The organism is Snodgrassella sp. B3800, assembly GCF_026535865.1.
GTDB classification, from domain to species: domain Bacteria; phylum Pseudomonadota; class Gammaproteobacteria; order Burkholderiales; family Neisseriaceae; genus Snodgrassella; species Snodgrassella alvi_E.
Genome location: NZ_JAFNPH010000001.1, coordinates 600751 through 620320, shown reverse-complemented (window position 1 = coordinate 620320; position 19570 = coordinate 600751). Strand labels below are relative to the sequence as shown.

Genomic DNA, 19570 nt, shown 5'->3' with positions numbered 1-19570 from the left:
CAAATGGAATGTCAAGTTGCAGGTGATGTTCAGGATGGAAGCGGTTTGTGGCTGAGATGTATGTGGGGCGGTTTGCGCCCAGTCCGACTGGTTTATTGCATATTGGTTCACTGCTGACGGCTGTGGCTTCGTATCTGGATGCACGCAGCCGGCAGGGACGTTGGCTGGTGCGTATGGAAGATTTGGATCCGCCGCGGGAAATGCCCGGTGCGGCTGCTTCTATTTTGTCGACACTGGAGGCATTTTCGCTGTACTGGGATGGTGAGGTGGTGTATCAGAGCCGCCGCCATCATTTGTATGCGGCGGCATTGGATGCCTTGCGTGCACAGAATAGAGTCTATCCTTGTTTTTGTAGTCGTAAGACGGTGCAGGCTGAAGCACGGGGTATGGGTGTGGATGGCGTAATTTATGGTGGTAGATGTGCATTAAATGATGCAGCGATATCTGCAGTTGCGCATAAGCCTCCGGCATGGCGTTTACGCACAGATACAGCCATTATCGGTTTTCAGGATGCGGTACAGGGCTGGCAGCAGCAGTGTCTGGCTAGTGATACGGGCGATTTTATTTTGCTGCGTGCGGATGGCTGCTGGGCTTATCAGCTGGCGGTGGTGGTCGATGATGCAGCACAGGGTGTAAATCATGTGGTGCGTGGTCAGGATTTGCTGGTGTCGACGCCACGGCAGATTTATGTACAGCAGTTGTTAGGTCTTGCTCAGCCTGAGTATGCTCATTTGCCGTTGTTAACAAATGCGCAGGGTCAGAAGTGGTCGAAGCAGACGCGGGCACCGGCACTGGATTTGCGTCGACGTGAGGATTTGTTACGGCAGGTTTTGCTTTATCTGGGGCTGCCGCTGGCGCCGCAAGTGGATAGTTTGGCGGATTTGCTGGAATGGGCGGTATTGCATTGGCGGCTAGAGCGTGTTCGGCCACACGCTATTGTGGCTGAATAGTTTTAGGTAAGGGATTTTAGATTAAAGGGAGAAGCAGGTTGGCTACACCAAATGTTCAAGCATTTTCTGCGCGTTTTTATCTGCGTATGTGGCAAAAGCGCCAGCGTCGGTCTTTCCGGCTGGCATGGGTGCTGATGCTGACGGCAGCGGTATTAATTATTGTGCAAAGTGCTTTATTGGCCAATCTGTTTGCATTGTGGCTGGGTGGTGAGAATGTGATGGCGGCTCTCCGCCAGTTTCTGCCTTATTTGCTGGTGTGTTGGTTGCTGCGACCGTTGCTGAATTATTTTAAAGATCGGATGGTGGCGCAAGCCAGTGCGTCTATCCGTATGCAGCTACGCAGCCAGTTGTTAAGCGCTTTGGCTTTTCTGGGGCCGGAACGCAGCCAATATGGCAGTGATGGCGCGCTGTCTTCCTTGGTGTTGGAGCAGGTGGATGCGCTAGATGGTTATTTTAGCCATTATGTGCTGCAACAGCAGTTGGCAGCACTGATGCCATTGCTGATTGCGGCGGCAACCTGTTTTTACAGTCCGTTTGCAGCGGCTTTATTGTTGCTGACAGCACCATTGGTGCCGGTATTTATGATTCTGCTAGGGCAGGCTGCTGCGCGAAAAAATCGGGCGCAATTGTCTGCGCTTGCAGCATTGAGCGGCCGGTTTCTGGATTTATTGCGTGGTCTGCCGACGTTACGTCGGCTGGGAGCACAGCAGATTGCGCAGCAGGCAATTGATTCGGCTGCTCATTCTTACCGCAAGCGTACTATGGCGGTGCTGCGTCTGGCATTTCTGTCTACGGCGGTGTTGGAGTTGTTTGCTTCCTTGGCGATTGCACTGGTGGCGGTGTATCTGGGATTGGGGCTACTGGGTGTGTTGCCGTGGGCAAATGGTCAGGTGCCGGTACCTTATCAGGGGACGTTGTTTATTTTGCTGCTGGCTCCTGAATTTTATGCGCCGCTGCGCCAGTTAGGTGCGAATTATCATGATAAGGCCAAAGCGGAAGCGGCAACAGAAGCATTAATCCCTTTGTTTGAAGTTACTGAAACGGTGACAGCGTCCACTGCAGAGGTGGATTTTGTATTGCAGAGTCCGCCTGAGCTGCGAGGTGAATATCTGGTGGTTTACGGGCGAGATAAGCGAGTGAGGTTGCCTCAGTTTAGTTTTAGTGTACAGGCTGGCGAGCGGGTGCTGCTGCGGGGCGCTAGTGGTAGTGGTAAGTCGAGTCTGTTGCAGGCTTTGCTTGGATTTGCCCCTTACTCCGGTATTTTACGGATTAATCAATATGATTATGTCGATTTGAATCTGCCACTACTCAGACAATCGGTGGCTTATCTGGCGCAGTCGCCGCCGATTTTGGCATTGTCGATTGCTGATAATTTGCGGCTGGCTAATGCCAGTGCTTCAGATGAGCAGTTGCGTGAAGTGTTGCAGCAGGTGGGGTTGTGGGTGCTGGTACAGAGGCTGCCGGCTCAGTTAAATACGCTATTGGGTGAGCGAGGCAAGGGATTGTCAGGTGGACAGTTGCAACGTCTGGCGCTGGCACAGATGTTGCTGCGCAATTCCCCTTTTTGGCTGTTGGATGAGCCGACTGCACATTTGGATGCGCAAACAGCAGAAGAAATTATGCGGTTACTGGACAGACTCAGCTACGGCAAGACGGTGTTGCTAGTGAGCCATGATGTGAGTTATGCAGGTTGGACAGACCGAGAAATAATGCTGTCTTCTGAGCAGGAGCGGGTGCGATGAAACGTTATGATTTGTTGTGGTCGGGGCAGGAGCTAAAGTTATCGGGTCTTTTACGCAGCCGGCAGGGTGCGTGGATTCTGGCATGGTTTCTAGGGCAGGCTACGGCAATTGCTGGTATTGCTCTGCTGGCTTTGTCCGGCTGGTTTATTACGGCCGCAGGGCTGGCAGGAATGGTGAGTCTGGCTACGGCTTATACCTTTAATTATTTTACGCCAGCAGGAGTTATCCGCTTGCTGGCTATTTTACGTACGGCTGGCCGTTATGGCGAGCGTCTGGGTTCGCACGATGCGGTACTGGGATTGCTGGCTGATTTGCGTAGTGGTCTGTTTGCGCGGTTGGCCGCTGCCAGACAGCAGCAAGTGAGCTCGCTTCAGCAGATGCATCGGTTATTAAGTGATATTGAACTCTTGAATAATTGGCCGCTGAATGTGGTATTGCCATGGTTGTGGGCGTTTATGTTGTTGCTGGGTATTCTTGGTTTAACTCTGGTTGTAGCCGGTGGCGGGCTAACGCTAGCTCTGAGTATTCCTTTGGTTCTGGCAACACTGGTAATTCCGGCATTGGCTGCTGGCTACGGGCAGAATTGGGGTCGTCGGCAAGCGATGCAGGCAGAAATTCGACGAACTGCTTTACTGCAACCGCTGGAGGCGCTAACCGCACTATTGCAATGGCAGCAATGGCCACGTTTTGCGACTGCTTTTTTTGCTAAGGATGGGAATTATGTTGGCGCGCAGCTAAGTCAGCAGAGGCTGGCGGGTAAAGTGGTGCTGCTACAGCAGTTGTGTCTCGCAGCAGCGGCTGCGATGCTATTGTGGCAGGGTAGTGCTTTGTTGAGTACGGGAAAGTTGTCTGTGGCGATGTTGCTAGCTTTGCTGCTGGCAATATTCGGCTTTGCTGAGCTGGTATTGGTGCTGGGAATGAATGTGATGACTTTTGGTTTGTGTCGCGCCGCCTGTACCCGTCTCAATGCGATTGTGCCCAGCGGTGTGCCGGTGTCTGAACCAAAAAAAGAATTACCTCTGCAACTGCATTTGCAGGCAAGAAATTTGTGTGCGCGCTGGCCGCAGGCACTGAATAGTGCTGAGCATATTAGTTTCGATGTGAAAAACGGGGATATTTTATTGTTGCAAGGTGCCTCCGGTACCGGTAAGTCTACTTTACTGGCGGTGCTGGCCGGAGAGCTGGATGCAAATGATGGTGAGATAAGCTGTAATGGTAGGCCGTTTGCGCATTGGCAATGGACAAGGCAGGTGGGATATCTGGCACAGCAGCTAGATATTTTTGATTTAACGCTGGCAGAGAATCTGCGGCTGGGCAAAGCGGACGCGACTGATGAAGAGCTATGGGCAGTGCTGGCCAGTGTGGGGCTGATGGTGTGGGCTGAGCATCAGCCTAAGCAGCTGGATACGCCGCTGGGAGAATACGGTGCCGCAGTTTCAGGCGGGCAGGCGCGACGGATTGCACTGGCTCGATTGTTGCTGCGCCCTTATGTGCTGCTGATTCTGGATGAACCTTTTGCAGGTATGGATGAAGATACGAAGTTTGCACTGGCAGCAATGCTTCAGCAACATCAGCAGCATGGCATTTTGGTTGTGGCCAGCCATCAAGCTAATCCATGGCCACAAGCACAGGTTTTGCAAGTAGGCACGAGTTGAGCGGTATGTCTTTATTGCATTATGCGTATTGATACAGCCACATTGTGGCTGTTTTTATTTTGAAAAGAAACACGTTGTTTGATTTAAATCAAGTTAATGCTGTGCAGATAATAAATATTGATAAATCCATTGTTTTATAATTTATACTTATATGTGTATGAATTTTTTAAGTTGTAGAGTAAGTATTTTTTAATTATGTGTGATATCTTTTCGCTAATTTATAATCAAACTTTACAATTTGAAATTTATTCTAATTATAAGTATTTGAAAAATTTTATGTTAAGTTTCATATTCTCGATTTGAATAGTATTATTTTATCTATGTAATTGGAATATATATGCTATTCGGGCTGTGATTTTACTGAATAAAATTTAATTAATTAAAACAAGGAACAGGGCTATGGATTTGGTGGAGCTGTCTCGGCTGCAGTTTGCTCTAGTCGCGCTTTATCATTTTTTGTTTGTGCCGCTCACAATTGGGATGACATGGATTCTGGTCATTATGGAATCAGTATATGTCCTGACCGGCAAGCAAATTTATAAGGATATGACGCGTTTCTGGGGTAAATTATTCGGTATCAATTTTGCACTTGGGGTGACTACCGGTATTACCATGGAATTCCAGTTTGGTACTAACTGGTCTTATTACTCACATTATGTGGGTGATATTTTTGGTGCCCCTCTGGCAATTGAAGGTCTGATGGCTTTCTTTCTTGAATCTACGTTTGTAGGTTTGTTCTTTTTTGCTTGGGATCGCTTGAGTCGTCCTGGCCATCTGCTGGTTACGGTGCTGATGGCGCTGGGTACCAATTTGTCTGCATTGTGGATTTTGGTAGCCAATGGTTGGATGCAGGATCCGGTGGGTGCGCATTTCAATTTTGAATCTATGCGTATGGAAATGACCAGCTTTTCGGAAATCTTTCTGAACGAGGTGGCGCAAAATAAATTCGTGCATACAGTTTCCGCCGGTTATGTGACTGGTGCAATTTTCGTGATGGCGATTTCTGCCTGGTATATGTTGAAGCGTCAGGATGTGGAATTTGCTAAGAAAAGTTTCCGTATCGCGGTGGGTTTTGGTGTGGCTTCGATTTTGTCGGTGATAGTGCTTGGTGATGAATCCGGCTATACGGTTGGTAAATCACAGCAAACCAAAATGGCTGCGCTAGAAGCCATGTGGGAAACAGAACCGGCGCCAGCTTCTTTTAATTTAATTGCTCTGCCCAATGAAGATGCGATGAAAAATGATTTTACAGTCCGGATTCCATGGGCAATGGGCTTGATTGGTACGCGCTCGTTGGATAAGCAAATTCCGGGAATTAAGGAAATCATTGTTGACAACATTGAGCGTATCCGTAACGGACGTGAAGCAGTAATTGCACTGGAAGCATTGCGTAAAAATCGTTCTGACGAGCTGGCTAAAGAAAACCTGAAAAAATATGGTGATGATTTAGGCTTTGGTTTACTGCTGAAATCATATGTACCAGATGTGCGGCAGGCTACTGAAGCTGATATTGCACATGCGGCGCGGGAAACTATTCCGCGTGTGGCTCCGATGTTCTGGAGTTTCCGCATTATGGTGCTGTGCGGATTTCTGATGCTGTTATTGATGGCAGTGGCATTTTATGCTTCGGTTAAAAATAATTTTGCAGAAAAGCGCTGGTTGCTGAAATGGACGTTCTGGAGTCTGCCTCTGCCATGGCTGGCTTGTGAAGCAGGATGGTTTGTGGCCGAATATGGCCGCCAGCCGTGGACGGTATACGGTGTGCTGCCCACTAATCTGTCTGTATCTTCATTAACTGCCGCCAACATCTGGGGTTCTATTTTCGGCTTTGTGACTTTGTACACGATACTGCTGATTGTAGAAGTTTATCTGATGGTACGGTTTTCGCGTCAGGGACCGGGCTCGCTGGGCACGGGTCGCTATGCCAATGAAGCAGAGCATTAGGAGTTGAGCATGGAATTCTTGGATTATCCGGTATTGAAATTCATCTGGTGGTTACTGCTGGGCGTGCTGCTGATCGGCTTTGCCATAATGGATGGACAAGACATGGGGGTTGGCGCTTTGCTGCCGTTTGTGGGCAGAAACGATAATGAGCGCCGTGTGATTATTAATACGGTAGGCCCGCATTGGGATGGCAATCAAGTATGGTTTATTACTGGAGGTGGCGCGATTTTTGCTGCTTGGCCATATGCATATGCTACTGCTTTTTCCGGTTTTTACTGGGCCATGATGGCCGTATTGTGGGCGCTGTTTTTCCGGCCGGTGGGGTTTGATTACCGCAGTAAAATTAATAATCCGCTATGGCGCTCCAGCTGGGACTGGTTATTGTTTGTTGGCAGTTTTGTGCCGCCGCTGATTTTTGGTGTTGCATTCGGCAATCTGCTTTTAGGAGTGCCTTTTCATTTTGATGATGACTTGCGCTCTTTCTACACCGGTAGTTTTTGGGGATTGCTAAATCCATTTAGTCTGTTGTGCGGTCTGGTTTCAGCGGCAATGATTATTTTCCACGGTGCCATTTATCTGGCTTTACGTACGGAAGATGTGGTGAAAAAACGTGCGCTGCAGGCAAGTACCATCGCCCTGATAGTAGTAGTGGTGACCTTCTCGTTGGCTGGTCTGTGGATTAATTTGGGTATCAAGGGCTACAGCATGGTAGCCGGTAGCTATCTACCAGCCGCCGCACCCGACCCACTCCACAAACAGGTGGTCACCGCCACTGGTGCGTGGATGCAAAACTATCAGCAATATCCGCTGTTGCTGGTGATTCCGGTGCTGGCTTATCTGGGCTTTATTCTGGCTTGGCTGCTGGCCAAAAATGGTAAAGCATTCGCAGCGTTTTGGTCGTCTGCACTGGGTCTAGCTGGAGTGATTGCTACTGCTGGTGTGGCTATGTTTCCATTTATCATGCCATCCAATACCGATTTGCGTTCGAGTTTAACAGTATGGGATGCTAGCTCCAGTGAATTTACTTTGAAAGTTATGCTGGTGGCTGCGGTTATCTTTGTGCCGATTGTGCTGTTTTATACCAGCTGGTGCTACCGTGTGATGCGCGGTAAGGTAACCAGTGAGCATATCCGCCGCAACGATCACAGCACATATTGATAACGTAGTACCTGCCGGTATGCACCGGCAGGTCTGGCTAAACAGACGGGAGTATATTATGTGGTATTTTGCTTGGTGTTTAGGCATTGGTTTTGCCATATTGCTGGGTGTAGTGAATGCATTATGGGGCGAATATCAGCAGGATAGAGATTCTTTAGAGCAGAGCTCATCAGAATCATAAGAAAATATATGCAGAATCAGGCTGAGCGGAATAAGCTCAGTTAATCTGAACAGTTCCTTTGGTTTGCTGTATACCTATGTAACGGGTATACAGCTTTTTTTATTGCTTACGGCGTATATTCATTGAGTGGTGCACGTATCTACACAGTTGCTACTTTTGCGGTAAATATGGGTTGAAGAGATTAATTTTTCTGGAAATTTTTGCATTTTTATATTATTATGTTTGATGGATATTCTCTTCGGAAAGGACTCCGATGAATAAATTGATACGTAATGGCTTGATGTTTTCTGTTTCCATGCTGCTGGCTATGAGCGCTGGCGCTAAGGATATTAAAATTGACGGCAACAATACTTCCTATGCACCGGAAGAAGTGCAGAAGCTGGCCAGCACCGCTGTAAAAATGGGTGTGAAAGAGCCTCTGAATATGAATTTGGCCGCTGGAAATCTGACAGTATCTGGCGCCAGCAGTACTAAATGTGTGATTAAAGTAGGCACAGGACAGACACCGCAGATTGCTGGTATCAGTTGCAAATAAGCTGCTGATTCATGCTTTTCCTGTAAAGAATAAAAAACAGGCCAATCGTTGGGATTGGCCTGTTTTTTACTGGCAATTTGGCTCAGGGCGAGATGGTATAAGCGATTGATGCTCGATCGGTGGTGGGTCACCTAGTAGTAATGTGGTTTGTTATCCACACGGGTGGAAGATATACTGTGATTATCTGGCAGAAACAGAGTATATGGGTGTCTGATATATGATCAGTCAAACAGATTTTATGATTGAATAAATTAAGGGGAATGATATGTGGTTAGGTACGGCAGCAATAAATCTAGCTCTGGCGGTAATGCTCGGTGCATTTGGTGCACATGGTTTAAAGCAGATGGCCAGTGCACAGCAGCTTGAATGGTGGCATACAGCCACACAGTATTTTTTTTGGCATGCACTGGGATTGCTGATGCTCGGTGTGCTGGCCAGAACTGTACCGGCTTTTGCCGTTAAAACTCCATTCTGGCTGTTGCAGCTGGGGCTAATTATTTTTTGTGGTTCATTGTATCTGATGGCTTTAGGTTTACCGCGCTGGCTGGGTGCTATAACACCTGTAGGTGGGGTAACAATGATTATTGGCTGGTTAACGCTAGCTTGGATGGCGTTTAAGCAGTCTTAGCGGCAATTTTGCCAGACAGGAGGTATGGTATGCGCAGTACGGTTTACGTCATAATGTTGGCTTGGTTTGTGGCTGCTTTTCTGAGTGCCTGTCATCGAGTTACAGCAAAAGCGGCAAAAGGTTTGGTGCCCCAAGCACAGGCTGTTACTACCGTCCCTTATCAAGAGGCAAGACACTATTTTATTAAAAATACGGTCAACCGGCCGGTACCAAGGCATATCAATACTGCATCCGAGTTTTCACGTTATTTTGCTATGGCTGCAACTATGGGACCTAATGGTCAGCCAACACCGATTGATTTTAACACTCACGATGTTCTGGTTTATGATGCTGGAATTGTGCAGCGGCAGCTTGATATCACCCCTATGGCACTCAGTCGCACGCGGGATAAACTGATATTAGATATACGTATCCACAACGGTACCGCGCTTGATTATCAGATGCATCCGTTTGTATTATTGATTGTGCCAAAAAATTTGCCTCAGCAGGTGGATTTTAATATCCGAAAATAAATATTTGTTTGAGTTGGGTGTTGATGTGTTCTAGAGATGGCATAGGTGAAGTGCAAAAAAGCAGTCTGAATAACAGACTGCTTTTTTTAATAAAGAAAATTTATTCTTGACCAACTACTACCAGTTTGTGGTTTACGAATTCTTTAATGCCCAGATCGCTCAGTTCGCGGCCGAAACCGGAGCGTTTTACTCCGCCAAATGGCAGCTCAGCCACTGAATCCCCAAAGCGGTTGATGAATACCATACCGGTTTCGATACGGGAAGCCAGTTTTTTAGCGCGTTCGATGTCTTTCGAAAACACAGTTCCGCCCAGCCCAAAATTAGAATCATTGGCCAGAGCGACAGCTTCATCATCATTTTTCACCACATACAGATGCGCTACCGGACCGAAAAATTCTTCAAAATAAGCTGGATTGTCGCGGCTGATATTAGTAATCAGGGTAGGGGTAAAGAAGTTACCTTCAGCCGGTTGATTGCCGCATAATACTTTGGCGCCATGGCTGATAGCTGCATCAAGTTGTTTCTGCAAATCCTCTTTGCCCTTGCGAGATGATAGTGGTGCGAGCGTGGTATGTTCATCTAGTGGATCTCCCATTACCACATTGGCAAAATCTTCTTTGACAATTCGGATAAATTCTTCGGCCACTTGTTCATGCACGATAAATCGTTTTGCGGCGATACAAACCTGTCCGGCATTGAACAGGCGGCCACCAACGGCCGTATGTGCTGCTGCCGCCACGTCTGCATCTTCAGTCACTACAAAGACATCATTGCCACCCAGCTCCATGGTGGCTTTTTTCAATTTGCTGCCAGCCTGTCCGGCTACTATGCTGCCGGCACCTTCAGAACCGGTGAGCGCCACGCCTTGTACGCGCTTGTCGCTAATAATAGTGGCAATCTGCTGTGTGTTAACAAACAAATTGGTATAGGCACCTGCTGGTGCATTGGCTTCATGCAGCAAATCTTCCATCAGTTGTGCACATTGCGGCACATTGCTTGCATGTTTGGCGACCACTGGATTGCCAACAGCCATTGCTGGCGCAATCACACGAATCAATTGATATATTGGAAAATTCCATGGTTCAATCGCCAGAATAATTCCGATGGGATGATGTTCTACCCAGCCTTTACCTAGCTTACTTGGATAGGCTACTGGTTTGAGTAATTCGGCCGCCTGTTCGGCATAATACTGCACGATTTCAATGCAGTTAACCACTTCATTTCGACTTTCGGCCAGACGTTTACCCATATCCTGAGTAATGATTCGAGCAATTTTTTCTTGATGCAGCGTCATGACATCTGCTAGACGGCGTAAAAGTGCCTGTCTGTCACTCATGTTTTGTGGCTGCGACCACGCAGACTGATACAGCGCATAGGCCTGAGTGAGGATGTTTTCTACTTCAGCGTCTGTGTGATTGTTGAAAGTTTTAGTCAGTTCGTTGGTGAACGGATTGAGAGATTGATATGCCATGTGTAGCTACTCCCTATAGATATGCTATTAAGAATGTTTTGTCTGTAAATATATAAGACAAGAGAAACGTGCCGTCTGGTAATTACTAGTGCGGCTTTAATGTGATAAGGAATAGAAATAAGATGCCGAGAATCATTGTACGGCAGCGGTAAATATTTTGTAAAGTGAGGTTTAGACTTTACAGCCACACAATAAACCGTACCAGCATCGGGCCGACCAGCACCATAAATAAACCAGCTAATATCATGGTCAGACTGGCAACCACCCCTTCATCGGCATTGCGTTGAATGGCGCGTGAGGTACCGAAGCCATGAGCGGCGTTACCAAAAGCGGCACCATTAGCAAGATGCATGCGGCTGCGGCTGAAAGCCAGAGTGATGTCACCAAACAGCATGCCAGCTAACCCAGTAATAATGGTAAATACCGATACCAGTGCGGCCGAACCATGGATTTTATCTGCCAGCTCAATCGCAAACGGCGTGGAAACAGACCGTGCCATCAGGCTATAAGTAACTTCATGATTAAAATGAAACAAACGAGCCATAAGATAGGCACTGCCGACACCAACAGACATACCAACAATAATGGCCGCCAAGAGTATCGGTAGCTGCCGCTTCATGACCTCGCGATATTGGTATATGGGGATGGCAAAAGCCACTGTGGCTGGGCCGAGCAGACCAGATATATAACGTGTGTATTGATTGTAATCGGCGTAGCTAATGTTTAGCCACTGCATCACCGCAATGGTGATGACACTAAATGTAATAGCAGGGGATAACAGCATAATGGGTTTGGCGCGATAACATTTTTTGGCCAATGCATACAGCACGATGGTCCAGATAAAGCAGCCGGCAGCAATGATATTCATATAGGTTTTCTAAGCAGGAAAAAAGATTATTGGTTTTTTAGATATGGCGGCGCTTAATCCAGGCACGTCGCAAGCGGTAACAATATTTTAGCGTCAGAGCTGTACTGCTCATCACCAGAAAGGTGCCGCTGACGATACTTACAATCAATTGCCAGCCTTCAGCCATAAAAAGTGCTTTATATTGCACTACCGCAATCAGAATAGGCATGAAATACAGCATCAGTTCTCCAAGTAGCGCCTGTGCTCCACTGGATACCCACGACAGCTTGATTATTTTCAGTTGTAAAAGCACTAACAGCAGAAACAAACCGATTACACCAGCAGATAGAGGAATATGCGTGGCTTTTTCAATACTGAGTCCAGCTACCCAGAACAATATAATCACGCCGATCTGACTGCAGATACGCAAGCAGTTAGCCGGACAAAGGTGTAAGATATTCATATTGGCTTTCCTGATGCCATTAATTCAGGCGCTAAATTATAGTAAGCCTTATTAGGCGTAATATGAATTATAAGTTTTTTATTATTCTTTTTCTGAATAATTATGATTGATATAAAAGCACTTCAGTGCTGGGTGGCTTTGGTTCAGAATCACAGCTTTTCCGCCACCGCAGAAAAACTGGCTTTATCGCAGCCCAGCGTAAGCAAAATTATACATACATTAGAAAATGAACTAAATGTAGCATTACTTTATAAAGGTGAAAACGGCCGCAAACGACTGGTGCAGCCTACCGAAATTGGTCAGCGTGTCTATGATCGTTCGCAGCAGATACTGAATCAGGTCAATCTCTTGCAACAGGAAGTTGCGGATTACCGCAAATTAAAATCCGGTACCTTACGCATTGGTATGTCCCTGCTTGGGAGCCGTCTGCTTACGCCGGTTTTCTTCCGTTTTCATCAGCAATGTCCAGATATTGAGCTGGCGTTTATCGAATCCGGCACCCGCGATATCGAAGCTGCTTTGCTGGATAACCGGCTGGATGCCGGTCAGCTGCTGCTACCTGTAAGCGATGAATTTAACCACATTCCTTTGTGCGATTACCCGCTGATGGTATTGTTTCCGCGAAAAAGGCTGGCTAATATTCCCGAATCGATATCGCTGCGCAGCTTGCGTGATGAATCTTTTATTCTGTTTAGCCGAGGTTTTGCTCTATATGAGCGCATTGTCAATGCCTGCCGCGATCAGGGCTTTGAACCGAATGTTGTTTGCTGTACCAGCCAGTGGGAGCTATTGCGAGATATGGTAGAGAAAGAAATAGGTATTGCTTTACTGCCACGCTATTATACTGATGATTTTGATAGCAAAGTGTTTGCAGCCGTCCCTCTCACAGATCCTACAATCAACTGGCGTTTATCTATGGCGTGGCCGCGCCATAAAAAGCTGACGCCGGCACTTAAAGCGTGGCTAAATGTGGTGCGACAAGAATTCGCACAATAACAATTTCTACAATTAATGTTTATTAATATTAGTCTGATAAGAAAACGTTACTGATAGACATGCACTCTAGACAGCTTCCTCTCGTCTTGAGCATAAATAGCGCATTAGTAAAAAGCCAGTAAAAGAAATATATACTGTACGCAGCCATACAGATAAGTGAAAACCTGAGTTACATATAAGGCTAAAAGTTTTGCACTGAGCTGAATATTTACTACCAGAAGCAGTAGCGGTAAGAGCAGTGTGTGTATCATGCCATGATTTAAAAGATGAAGCCGAAATAATAGTAGCTATTCTAAATGCAATCAGCGCAAGAAATGCTGGAAAAGTAGGTATGACCACTTTTATATGGCCATGCACAGAGCAGGCTGTCAAAATCAAATCTTTACCGCCTATATCCAATGAATACTTGTATCCTATAAGGGTATATTTCGTATTGTGTACGTTTCTGCTTCGAAAAAACAGATAGATTGATTTTTAAGTTTTTAATTAAAACTTAAGTACAAATTTAATATAAATATATTTCAGAATATAAAAATTAAGTTTAAAATAAATTTGAGGTATAAATTATTAAAACCTCAGAAAATAATATTTAAATTACTTATGGAGATAAAATGATATGTCTGCAAATAAAAAAACGTCTTCAGCAATAGCATCCAATGCAGCTAAGACTTTAAAAAAACCTGATGCTTCCAAAATTCAAAAGCAGCTTGCCGCTTCTGCTTTGGCTCAATCCAGTACCACTAAACAAACCGGAAAAAAAAATAGAAACCATTGCATCTAAAGCTTTAAAAAGTTCAAAATATAGCGAAGAAACCAAATCCTTAGCCGGCTCGGTATTAAGCCAATCGAATAGCAAAAATTAAATAAATCCGAGTGGATAGACTAAACCGACAATTACATTAAAACCAGTAAACCTTGACTGGTTTACTGGTTGCAGAGCCGGAATCTAAACGTGCTGTACTGTTTAGTGTTCCTGATACAAATGATCCTGCATAATTTTTTCATACACCGCATCTGGTACATAGCGACGTATCATCGCCTGCCAGTTCTGCGGACCAACCATACCTTTTACCATGGTTGACGAGACTTCGGCATACTCTCGCGGTGGCATCAGAAAAACTGTAGAAATATCCGGCTGTAAATCATGATTGATATGGCGCATCGAACGCTCATATTCATAATCCGAAGCAGTACGGATACCGCGTACGATGAAATCGGCGCCAATACTACGGGCATAATTAACCAAATACTGATTCTGAAAACTGGAAATTTTCACATTAGGAAAATTGGCGGTAATGGCACGCAACATATCCTTACGCTCTTCTATGGTGTAGGTAGTTGCTTTTTCAGGATTCACGCCAATCGCAACCACTAGCTCATCAAACAACGGCTGGGCTTCGCGAATCATCCATAAATGGCCATTTGTCGGCGGATCAAAACTGCCGGCATATACAGCACGGCGGACATTCGAATTAGTCATTAGTGTGTGTTCCAAACAGCTTTCTGGGTTATTTCATTGAATAAATGCGACAGATTGCTGGATATTCATGATTTGATTGTAAACCGATGGTGTTTTTTTTCAATGCCGGCAAAAACAAAGCTGCGCAGCTTAATCAGTTATGTGTGTATTGTCAAAGCCTGCCCCTTTCCAAGGTAACTGCAGCACCGCCACGCTGAAAAGCGTAAATAATGGTTAATGAGTGCTTGCAGGTTCAGGTTTGGGCGCAGACTTATATATTTAATTATCAGATATATTGATGAGAATGGTTTTCATCCTTTACAATCTTAATCTTTTGCCGCTGGTATATTAAAAAGGGCAAAAACACTTAAGTGTGATACGGATAATGAAGCAAATGAAAAAAAAATGGGTGAAAAGGGTAGTATGGCTATTGGTTTTGTTGCTGCTAGCGGCAATCCTGTGGAACCTATTTTTCAAACCCAAAAATCAGATGAATTTTGTGACTGATGAAGTACGCCGCAGTGATATTACCCAGACAGTGAATGCGACCGGTGAAATTGCCGCAGCTCAACTGGTGGATGTGGGTGCACAAGCTTCAGGACAGATTAAAAAGTTGTATGTCAAACTGGGACAGCAGGTAAAAAAAGGCGACCTGATTGCCGATATTGATTCCACCACCCAGATGAATACCCTGAATACCAATAAAGCCAAGCTGGATACTTATCGTGCCCAGTTGGTATCGGCGGAAATCGCATTAAAAATGAAGCAGCGTGCATTTGCACGTGAGCAAGCTTTAATCGGACAAGATGCAACTTCCAAAGCGGATTATGATAATGCACAGGATAATCTGGCCGCTGCCCGAGCCAATGTGGCAGAGCTGAAATCTCAGATTCGCCAAACTCAGATTGCTATCAATACCTCAGAAGCAGATTTGGGCTATACCCGCATTACCGCGCCGATGGCCGGCACCGTGGTTTCCATTCCGGTGGAAGAAGGACAGACCGTCAATTCTAGCCAAAACACACCAACTATCGTCCAGTTAGCTGATTTAAGCAAGATGCTGAATAAAATGCAGATTGCCGAAGGTGACATGAGCAAGGTGAAGGCAGGAATGAATCTGACATTCACCACGCTGGCCGATAACAGCAAAATGCGTCAGGCGAAATTGGATGCCGTAGACCCTGGTCTGACTACTATGTCACAGGGTAGCTACAACACCAGTACCGATACCACCGATACTGCCATCTATTACTATGCCCGTGCACTGGTACCGAATGATGATGGTGCTCTGCATATTGGCATGACTACACAGAACAATATTTTTGTAAAAGCTGTGAGAAATGTACTCACCGTTTCCAATCAGGCCATCAAGCATCGTCGCGGCAAAAAAGTTGTTCAGGTACTCGATGATAACCAGCAGGTACAGGAAAGACAGATTCACACCGGCATCACTGATGGTATGCGGACTGAAGTGAAATCGGGGCTGAAAGAAGGTGAAAAGGTCGTATTATCCTCTTTGAGCAAAGCTGAAGCTAAAGATGGTGTCAGCATCGAACCGAAAAAGCGCGGCCCGAGAATGTAAGCCATGAGTCTATTGGAAATCAAAGGTATCAACCGCTGGTTTGGTCAGGGTGAAAACCGCGTGCAGGTACTTAAGGATATTAACCTGAGTATCGAAAAAGGTGATTTTGTTGCCATTATCGGCCAGTCTGGTTCTGGTAAATCGACACTGATGAACATCATCGGCTGTCTGGATGTGCCTTCCAGTGGTTCTTACAAAATTGACGGTGTGGAAACGGCCACTATGAGTGCAGACGAGCAGGCAGCACTGCGCCGCCGCAGTTTTGGCTTTATTTTTCAGCGTTATAACTTGCTAGGCACCTTAACTGCGCGTGAAAATGTGGCTCTACCGGCCGTATATGCGGGTATGGAGCACGATGAAAGGCTGCAACGGGCAGATGAATTACTGGCGCAGCTTGGCCTGTCCGGCAAAGAGGTCAATCGTCCTAGTGAGCTATCTGGTGGCCAGCAGCAGCGCGTCAGTATCGCACGCGCTCTGATGAACGGCGGGGAAATTATTCTGGCGGATGAGCCCACCGGTGCACTCGATACCGGCAGCGGACAGAATGTCATGGAAATTCTGCATAAACTCCACGACGCTGGCCATACCATTGTGATGGTGACCCACGATCCAAACATAGCAGCCAATGCCAACCGCATAATAGAAATCCGCGACGGACGCATTATTGCCGACCACAGCAAAAATCCGAATATTCCCCCAAGCCGCATCGAAAGTATCGAAGAGCGCAACTCGTGGCTTTTTTACCGCGACCAACTATTTGAATCGTTTCGCATGTCAATTCAGGCGATAATGGCGCATAAGATGCGCTCATTTCTTACTATGCTTGGTATTATTATCGGTATTGCATCAGTAGTATCAGTTGTGGCACTGGGACGTGGTTCGCAGGAAAAAATTCTTGAAAACATTAATGCCATGGGCACCAATACTGTGTCTGTTTATCCAGGTTATGGCTATGGTGATCGCCGTTCTTCGCGGATTAAAACGTTGACCGTAGGCGATGCCGAAGCATTGAAACAGCAGGACTATGTTGACAGTGTTACTCCTGGCGCCAACACCAGTGGCACACTCACCTATGAAAATCAGTCTCTTTCCGCCCAGCTCTATGGGGTGGGAGATCAGTACTTTGATGTACGCGGTATCAAACTTGCTTTTGGCCGCCTGTTTAACGAAGATGATGTTAGTCAAAACAGTCAGGTAGTGGTGATTGATGACAACACCAAAAATAAACTCTTCGCAGACGGCAGTAATCCGTTGGGTCAGGTAATTTTGTTTAATAAGCGCCCTTTGCGCATCATTGGCGTAGCCGCACCTAATAATAATGGATTTGCCGATACGGATAGTTTACAGCTTTATACTCCATATACCACCTTGATGAACCGCATTTCTGGCTCTAAATACATTACATCTGTTACTGTAAAAATCAAAGACAATGTGAATTCGCAGACTGCGGAAAAGGGCATTATTGAATTACTTAAAACCCGCCACGGTACTGAAGATTTTTTTACCCGCAATAGCGACACCATCAAGCAGACTATTGAAAGTACTACCGGTACCATGACAATGCTGATATCCAGTATAGCTTTGATTTCACTGGTGGTGGGTGGTATCGGCGTGATGAATATCATGCTGGTATCGGTAACAGAACGGGTGAAGGAAATTGGTATCCGTATGGCCATCGGTGCACGTCAGCACAATATTCTGGAGCAGTTTCTGATAGAGGCTGTACTGATTTGTCTGATTGGTGGGCTGGTAGGTGTGTTGTTTTCTTTTGCCATCAGTATGTTGTTTAACATGCTGGCCACCGATTTTGCCATGTCATTCTCAACCATTTCGATTGTGATGGCGGTTTTGTGTTCCAGCGTCATCGGTGTGTTATTCGGGTTTATGCCGGCAAAACGTGCTTCACAACTAAATCCGATAGATGCCCTGTCGCGAGATTAAGCCTATTACCAGTCCAGTATTCTGTAGCGGAAAGAGGTAGGCAGCAGTAATTAAATAAATGCATTGATGGCTGCTGCCAAGAAGATAAAATTAATCATGATGAAAAATATTTCTGTGAAAAAAAGCATCGCAGCTTTAATTGTAGGTTTAAGTGTGTTGCTGAATGCCTGCGCTACTCAGACACCTTATCCGCAGCAGAGCCTACATCGGGCCGGTATGCTTAGCAGTGCTGAAATTGCCGCAAAGTATCAGGTAAACGGCAACTGGTGGGAAATTTATCAAGATGCTACATTGAATCAGCTGGTTACTACAGCTCTGGCAAATAATATTGATTTACGGCAGGCTGCTATAACCGCTGAAAAAGCGCGCTACACTGCACGGCTGACGGGCACGGATTTATTTCCAAAAGCCAATGGTTCCCTTGGTGCCAATAGCAGTAAAGACCTGAAAGAGGGCGGAGCATCCAGCCGTAGCTTTAGCGGCCAGCTGGGACTAAGCTATGAGCTGGATGTGTGGCAAAAAATCCGTGCTAATACCAATGCCGCTATCTGGCGCTATCAGGCCAGCGAGCAGGATATGGCCGCCAGCCGGCTAGCACTAATAAACAGTGTAGTGGATAATTATTTTCATTTGGCCTATATCGATGGCGCCATCAGCCTGACTAAGGACAGCATCGAGCAATACCGTCAGATTGCTCGTATCTCGCAGGCACAGTATGCGGTGGGTAAAGTGAGCAGTATTAATGCTACTAATGCCAAACAATCTCTACTGAATGCAGAAAACAGCCTGACTTCTCTGCAACAAAATCGTGCCGACGTAGTGCAGACGCTGCACAATTTACTTAATCAACGACCAAATGAAACAACGGATATCCAGCCAACACCTTTGAATCAGATTAAATTCAGTGAAGTGAATCTGGATGTACCTTTATCCGTTCTCGCTAATCGTCCAGATCTACGCGCGGCGGAATATCGCCTACAGTCTGCCTATGCTACCCAGCAAGGCACTCGCCGTAGCTGGTATCCAAGCATCAGCCTCAGTACGGCAGTAAATTCTCGTTCAGATTCGGCAAACTCTGCCTTGCGTTTTCCTGTTGGTACGGCCAGTGTTAACGTCAACCTGCCATTTCTCGACTGGCAGACCTTATATTGGCAAAATAAGCAAGCCAAAGCTGATTTTGACAGCGCTAGACTGACATTTGAGCAGTCACTGACAACGGCACTAAATGAGGTAGAACGATATTATCAGCAATACACCCTTAGTCGTCATACCTTAGCCAATTCCGAACAAAAATATCAGTTTGATATAAAAAACAGCCGGTACTACCATGCACGCTATCAGTATGGTACCAATCCGCTCAGTGACTGGTTGGATGCGCTGAATACGCAATATTCTTCTGCACAGAATGTCCTGAACAGCCGCTACAACGTTTTACAAAATGAAAATCTGATTTATCAAGCCATGGCCGGACGTTATCAGCCGCGATAATGTGAATAATCTGACGAT

The 19570-nt window shown here is 46.1% G+C and carries 17 protein-coding genes; 13 read left to right on the top strand and 4 right to left on the bottom strand.

Annotation, left to right across the window (positions count from 1 at the left end):
• Window positions 1-56: 56 nt before the first annotated feature.
• The 9 genes from gluQRS (at window position 57) to J3U64_RS02700 (ending at window position 9305) form a co-directional block, all read left to right on the top strand.
• Window positions 57-950: a tRNA glutamyl-Q(34) synthetase GluQRS gene (gene gluQRS, locus J3U64_RS02740; protein WP_267408377.1), complete on the top strand. Its 894-nt coding sequence runs from the start codon at window positions 57-59 to the stop codon at window positions 948-950.
• A gap of 38 nt (window positions 951-988) precedes the next feature.
• Window positions 989-2692: a thiol reductant ABC exporter subunit CydD gene (cydD, locus tag J3U64_RS02735; RefSeq protein WP_267408197.1), complete on the top strand. Its 1704-nt coding sequence runs from the start codon at window positions 989-991 to the stop codon at window positions 2690-2692.
• Entirely contained in the window at window positions 2689-4347 is a 1659-nt protein-coding gene (locus tag J3U64_RS02730) for an amino acid ABC transporter ATP-binding/permease protein (protein ID WP_267408196.1), read from the top strand. Before cydD ends, J3U64_RS02730 begins: the two co-directional genes overlap by 4 nt.
• A 399-nt stretch (window positions 4348-4746) precedes the next feature.
• A complete protein-coding gene (locus J3U64_RS02725; RefSeq protein WP_267408195.1) occupies window positions 4747-6291 on the top strand; it encodes a cytochrome ubiquinol oxidase subunit I in 1545 nt (514 codons plus the stop codon).
• A gap of 9 nt (window positions 6292-6300) precedes the next feature.
• The gene (gene cydB, locus J3U64_RS02720; protein WP_267408194.1) at window positions 6301-7449 is read left to right on the top strand and encodes a cytochrome d ubiquinol oxidase subunit II; all 1149 of its coding nucleotides are present in this window, start codon (window positions 6301-6303) and stop codon (window positions 7447-7449) included.
• A 58-nt stretch (window positions 7450-7507) separates the two neighbouring features.
• Entirely contained in the window at window positions 7508-7630 is a 123-nt protein-coding gene (gene cydX / locus J3U64_RS02715) for a cytochrome bd-I oxidase subunit CydX (protein ID WP_267391225.1), read from the top strand.
• A gap of 253 nt (window positions 7631-7883) precedes the next feature.
• The gene (locus J3U64_RS02710) at window positions 7884-8165 is read left to right on the top strand and encodes a hypothetical protein (RefSeq protein WP_100139828.1); all 282 of its coding nucleotides are present in this window, start codon (window positions 7884-7886) and stop codon (window positions 8163-8165) included.
• A gap of 265 nt (window positions 8166-8430) precedes the next feature.
• Complete coding sequence (locus J3U64_RS02705; RefSeq protein WP_100139829.1) at window positions 8431-8793, top strand: DUF423 domain-containing protein; 363 nt, start codon at window positions 8431-8433, stop codon at window positions 8791-8793.
• Window positions 8794-8822: 29 nt separating this feature from the next.
• Complete coding sequence (locus J3U64_RS02700; protein WP_267408193.1) at window positions 8823-9305, top strand: hypothetical protein; 483 nt, start codon at window positions 8823-8825, stop codon at window positions 9303-9305.
• Between the two features lie 100 nt (window positions 9306-9405).
• Here J3U64_RS02700 and J3U64_RS02695 read toward each other — a convergent pair whose 3' ends face one another.
• The 3 genes from J3U64_RS02695 to J3U64_RS02685 form a co-directional block, all read right to left on the bottom strand.
• Window positions 9406-10776 carry an NAD-dependent succinate-semialdehyde dehydrogenase gene (locus tag J3U64_RS02695; RefSeq protein ID WP_267408192.1) on the bottom strand — a complete coding sequence of 457 codons (1371 nt, stop codon included), beginning with the start codon at window positions 10774-10776 and terminating at the stop codon, window positions 9406-9408.
• Between the two features lie 178 nt (window positions 10777-10954).
• Entirely contained in the window at window positions 10955-11644 is a 690-nt protein-coding gene (locus tag J3U64_RS02690; RefSeq protein WP_267408191.1) for an LrgB family protein, read from the bottom strand.
• Between the two features lie 37 nt (window positions 11645-11681).
• Window positions 11682-12086, bottom strand: a complete 405-nt coding sequence (locus J3U64_RS02685) for a CidA/LrgA family protein (protein ID WP_267408190.1) — start codon at window positions 12084-12086, stop codon at window positions 11682-11684.
• Between the two features lie 102 nt (window positions 12087-12188).
• Here J3U64_RS02685 and J3U64_RS02680 point away from each other — a divergent pair, with 102 nt between their 5' ends.
• Window positions 12189-13082 (top strand): LysR substrate-binding domain-containing protein, encoded by an 894-nt coding sequence (locus J3U64_RS02680; RefSeq protein ID WP_267391221.1) that lies wholly within the window; start codon window positions 12189-12191, stop codon window positions 13080-13082.
• Between the two features lie 964 nt (window positions 13083-14046).
• Here J3U64_RS02680 and coaD read toward each other — a convergent pair.
• Window positions 14047-14562, bottom strand: a complete 516-nt coding sequence (gene coaD, locus J3U64_RS02675; RefSeq protein ID WP_100139835.1) for a pantetheine-phosphate adenylyltransferase — start codon at window positions 14560-14562, stop codon at window positions 14047-14049.
• 364 nt (window positions 14563-14926) lie between these two features.
• On the opposite strand from coaD, the gene J3U64_RS02670 reads away from it, so the two are divergent.
• The 3 genes from J3U64_RS02670 to J3U64_RS02660 all read left to right on the top strand — a co-directional run bounded on the left by J3U64_RS02670 (window position 14927) and on the right by J3U64_RS02660 (window position 19552).
• Window positions 14927-16123 (top strand): efflux RND transporter periplasmic adaptor subunit, encoded by a 1197-nt coding sequence (locus J3U64_RS02670; protein WP_416384972.1) that lies wholly within the window; start codon window positions 14927-14929, stop codon window positions 16121-16123.
• Window positions 16124-16126: 3 nt separating this feature from the next.
• A complete protein-coding gene (locus J3U64_RS02665; protein WP_267408189.1) occupies window positions 16127-18064 on the top strand; it encodes a MacB family efflux pump subunit in 1938 nt (645 codons plus the stop codon).
• A gap of 96 nt (window positions 18065-18160) precedes the next feature.
• Window positions 18161-19552: a TolC family protein gene (locus J3U64_RS02660; protein ID WP_323811388.1), complete on the top strand. Its 1392-nt coding sequence runs from the start codon at window positions 18161-18163 to the stop codon at window positions 19550-19552.
• Window positions 19553-19570 lie beyond the last annotated feature (18 nt).

Bases quoted from the DNA above. Each gene is read 5' to 3' on its own strand.
- gluQRS (WP_267408377.1), top strand. From the start codon at position 57: ATGTATGTGGGGCGGTTTGCGCCCAGTCCGACTGGTTTATTGCATATT.
- J3U64_RS02730 (WP_267408196.1), top strand. From the start codon at position 2,689: ATGAAACGTTATGATTTGTTGTGGTCGGGGCAGGAGCTAAAGTTATCG.
- J3U64_RS02725 (WP_267408195.1), top strand. From the start codon at position 4,747: ATGGATTTGGTGGAGCTGTCTCGGCTGCAGTTTGCTCTAGTCGCGCTT.
- cydB (WP_267408194.1), top strand. From the start codon at position 6,301: ATGGAATTCTTGGATTATCCGGTATTGAAATTCATCTGGTGGTTACTG.
- cydX (WP_267391225.1), top strand. From the start codon at position 7,508: ATGTGGTATTTTGCTTGGTGTTTAGGCATTGGTTTTGCCATATTGCTG.
- J3U64_RS02710 (WP_100139828.1), top strand. From the start codon at position 7,884: ATGAATAAATTGATACGTAATGGCTTGATGTTTTCTGTTTCCATGCTG.
- J3U64_RS02705 (WP_100139829.1), top strand. From the start codon at position 8,431: ATGTGGTTAGGTACGGCAGCAATAAATCTAGCTCTGGCGGTAATGCTC.
- J3U64_RS02700 (WP_267408193.1), top strand. From the start codon at position 8,823: ATGCGCAGTACGGTTTACGTCATAATGTTGGCTTGGTTTGTGGCTGCT.
- J3U64_RS02695 (WP_267408192.1), bottom strand. From the start codon at position 10,776: ATGGCATATCAATCTCTCAATCCGTTCACCAACGAACTGACTAAAACT.
- J3U64_RS02690 (WP_267408191.1), bottom strand. From the start codon at position 11,644: ATGAATATCATTGCTGCCGGCTGCTTTATCTGGACCATCGTGCTGTAT.
- J3U64_RS02685 (WP_267408190.1), bottom strand. From the start codon at position 12,086: ATGAATATCTTACACCTTTGTCCGGCTAACTGCTTGCGTATCTGCAGT.
- J3U64_RS02680 (WP_267391221.1), top strand. From the start codon at position 12,189: ATGATTGATATAAAAGCACTTCAGTGCTGGGTGGCTTTGGTTCAGAAT.
- coaD (WP_100139835.1), bottom strand. From the start codon at position 14,562: ATGACTAATTCGAATGTCCGCCGTGCTGTATATGCCGGCAGTTTTGAT.
- J3U64_RS02670 (WP_416384972.1), top strand. From the start codon at position 14,927: ATGAAGCAAATGAAAAAAAAATGGGTGAAAAGGGTAGTATGGCTATTG.
- J3U64_RS02665 (WP_267408189.1), top strand. From the start codon at position 16,127: ATGAGTCTATTGGAAATCAAAGGTATCAACCGCTGGTTTGGTCAGGGT.
- J3U64_RS02660 (WP_323811388.1), top strand. From the start codon at position 18,161: ATGATGAAAAATATTTCTGTGAAAAAAAGCATCGCAGCTTTAATTGTA.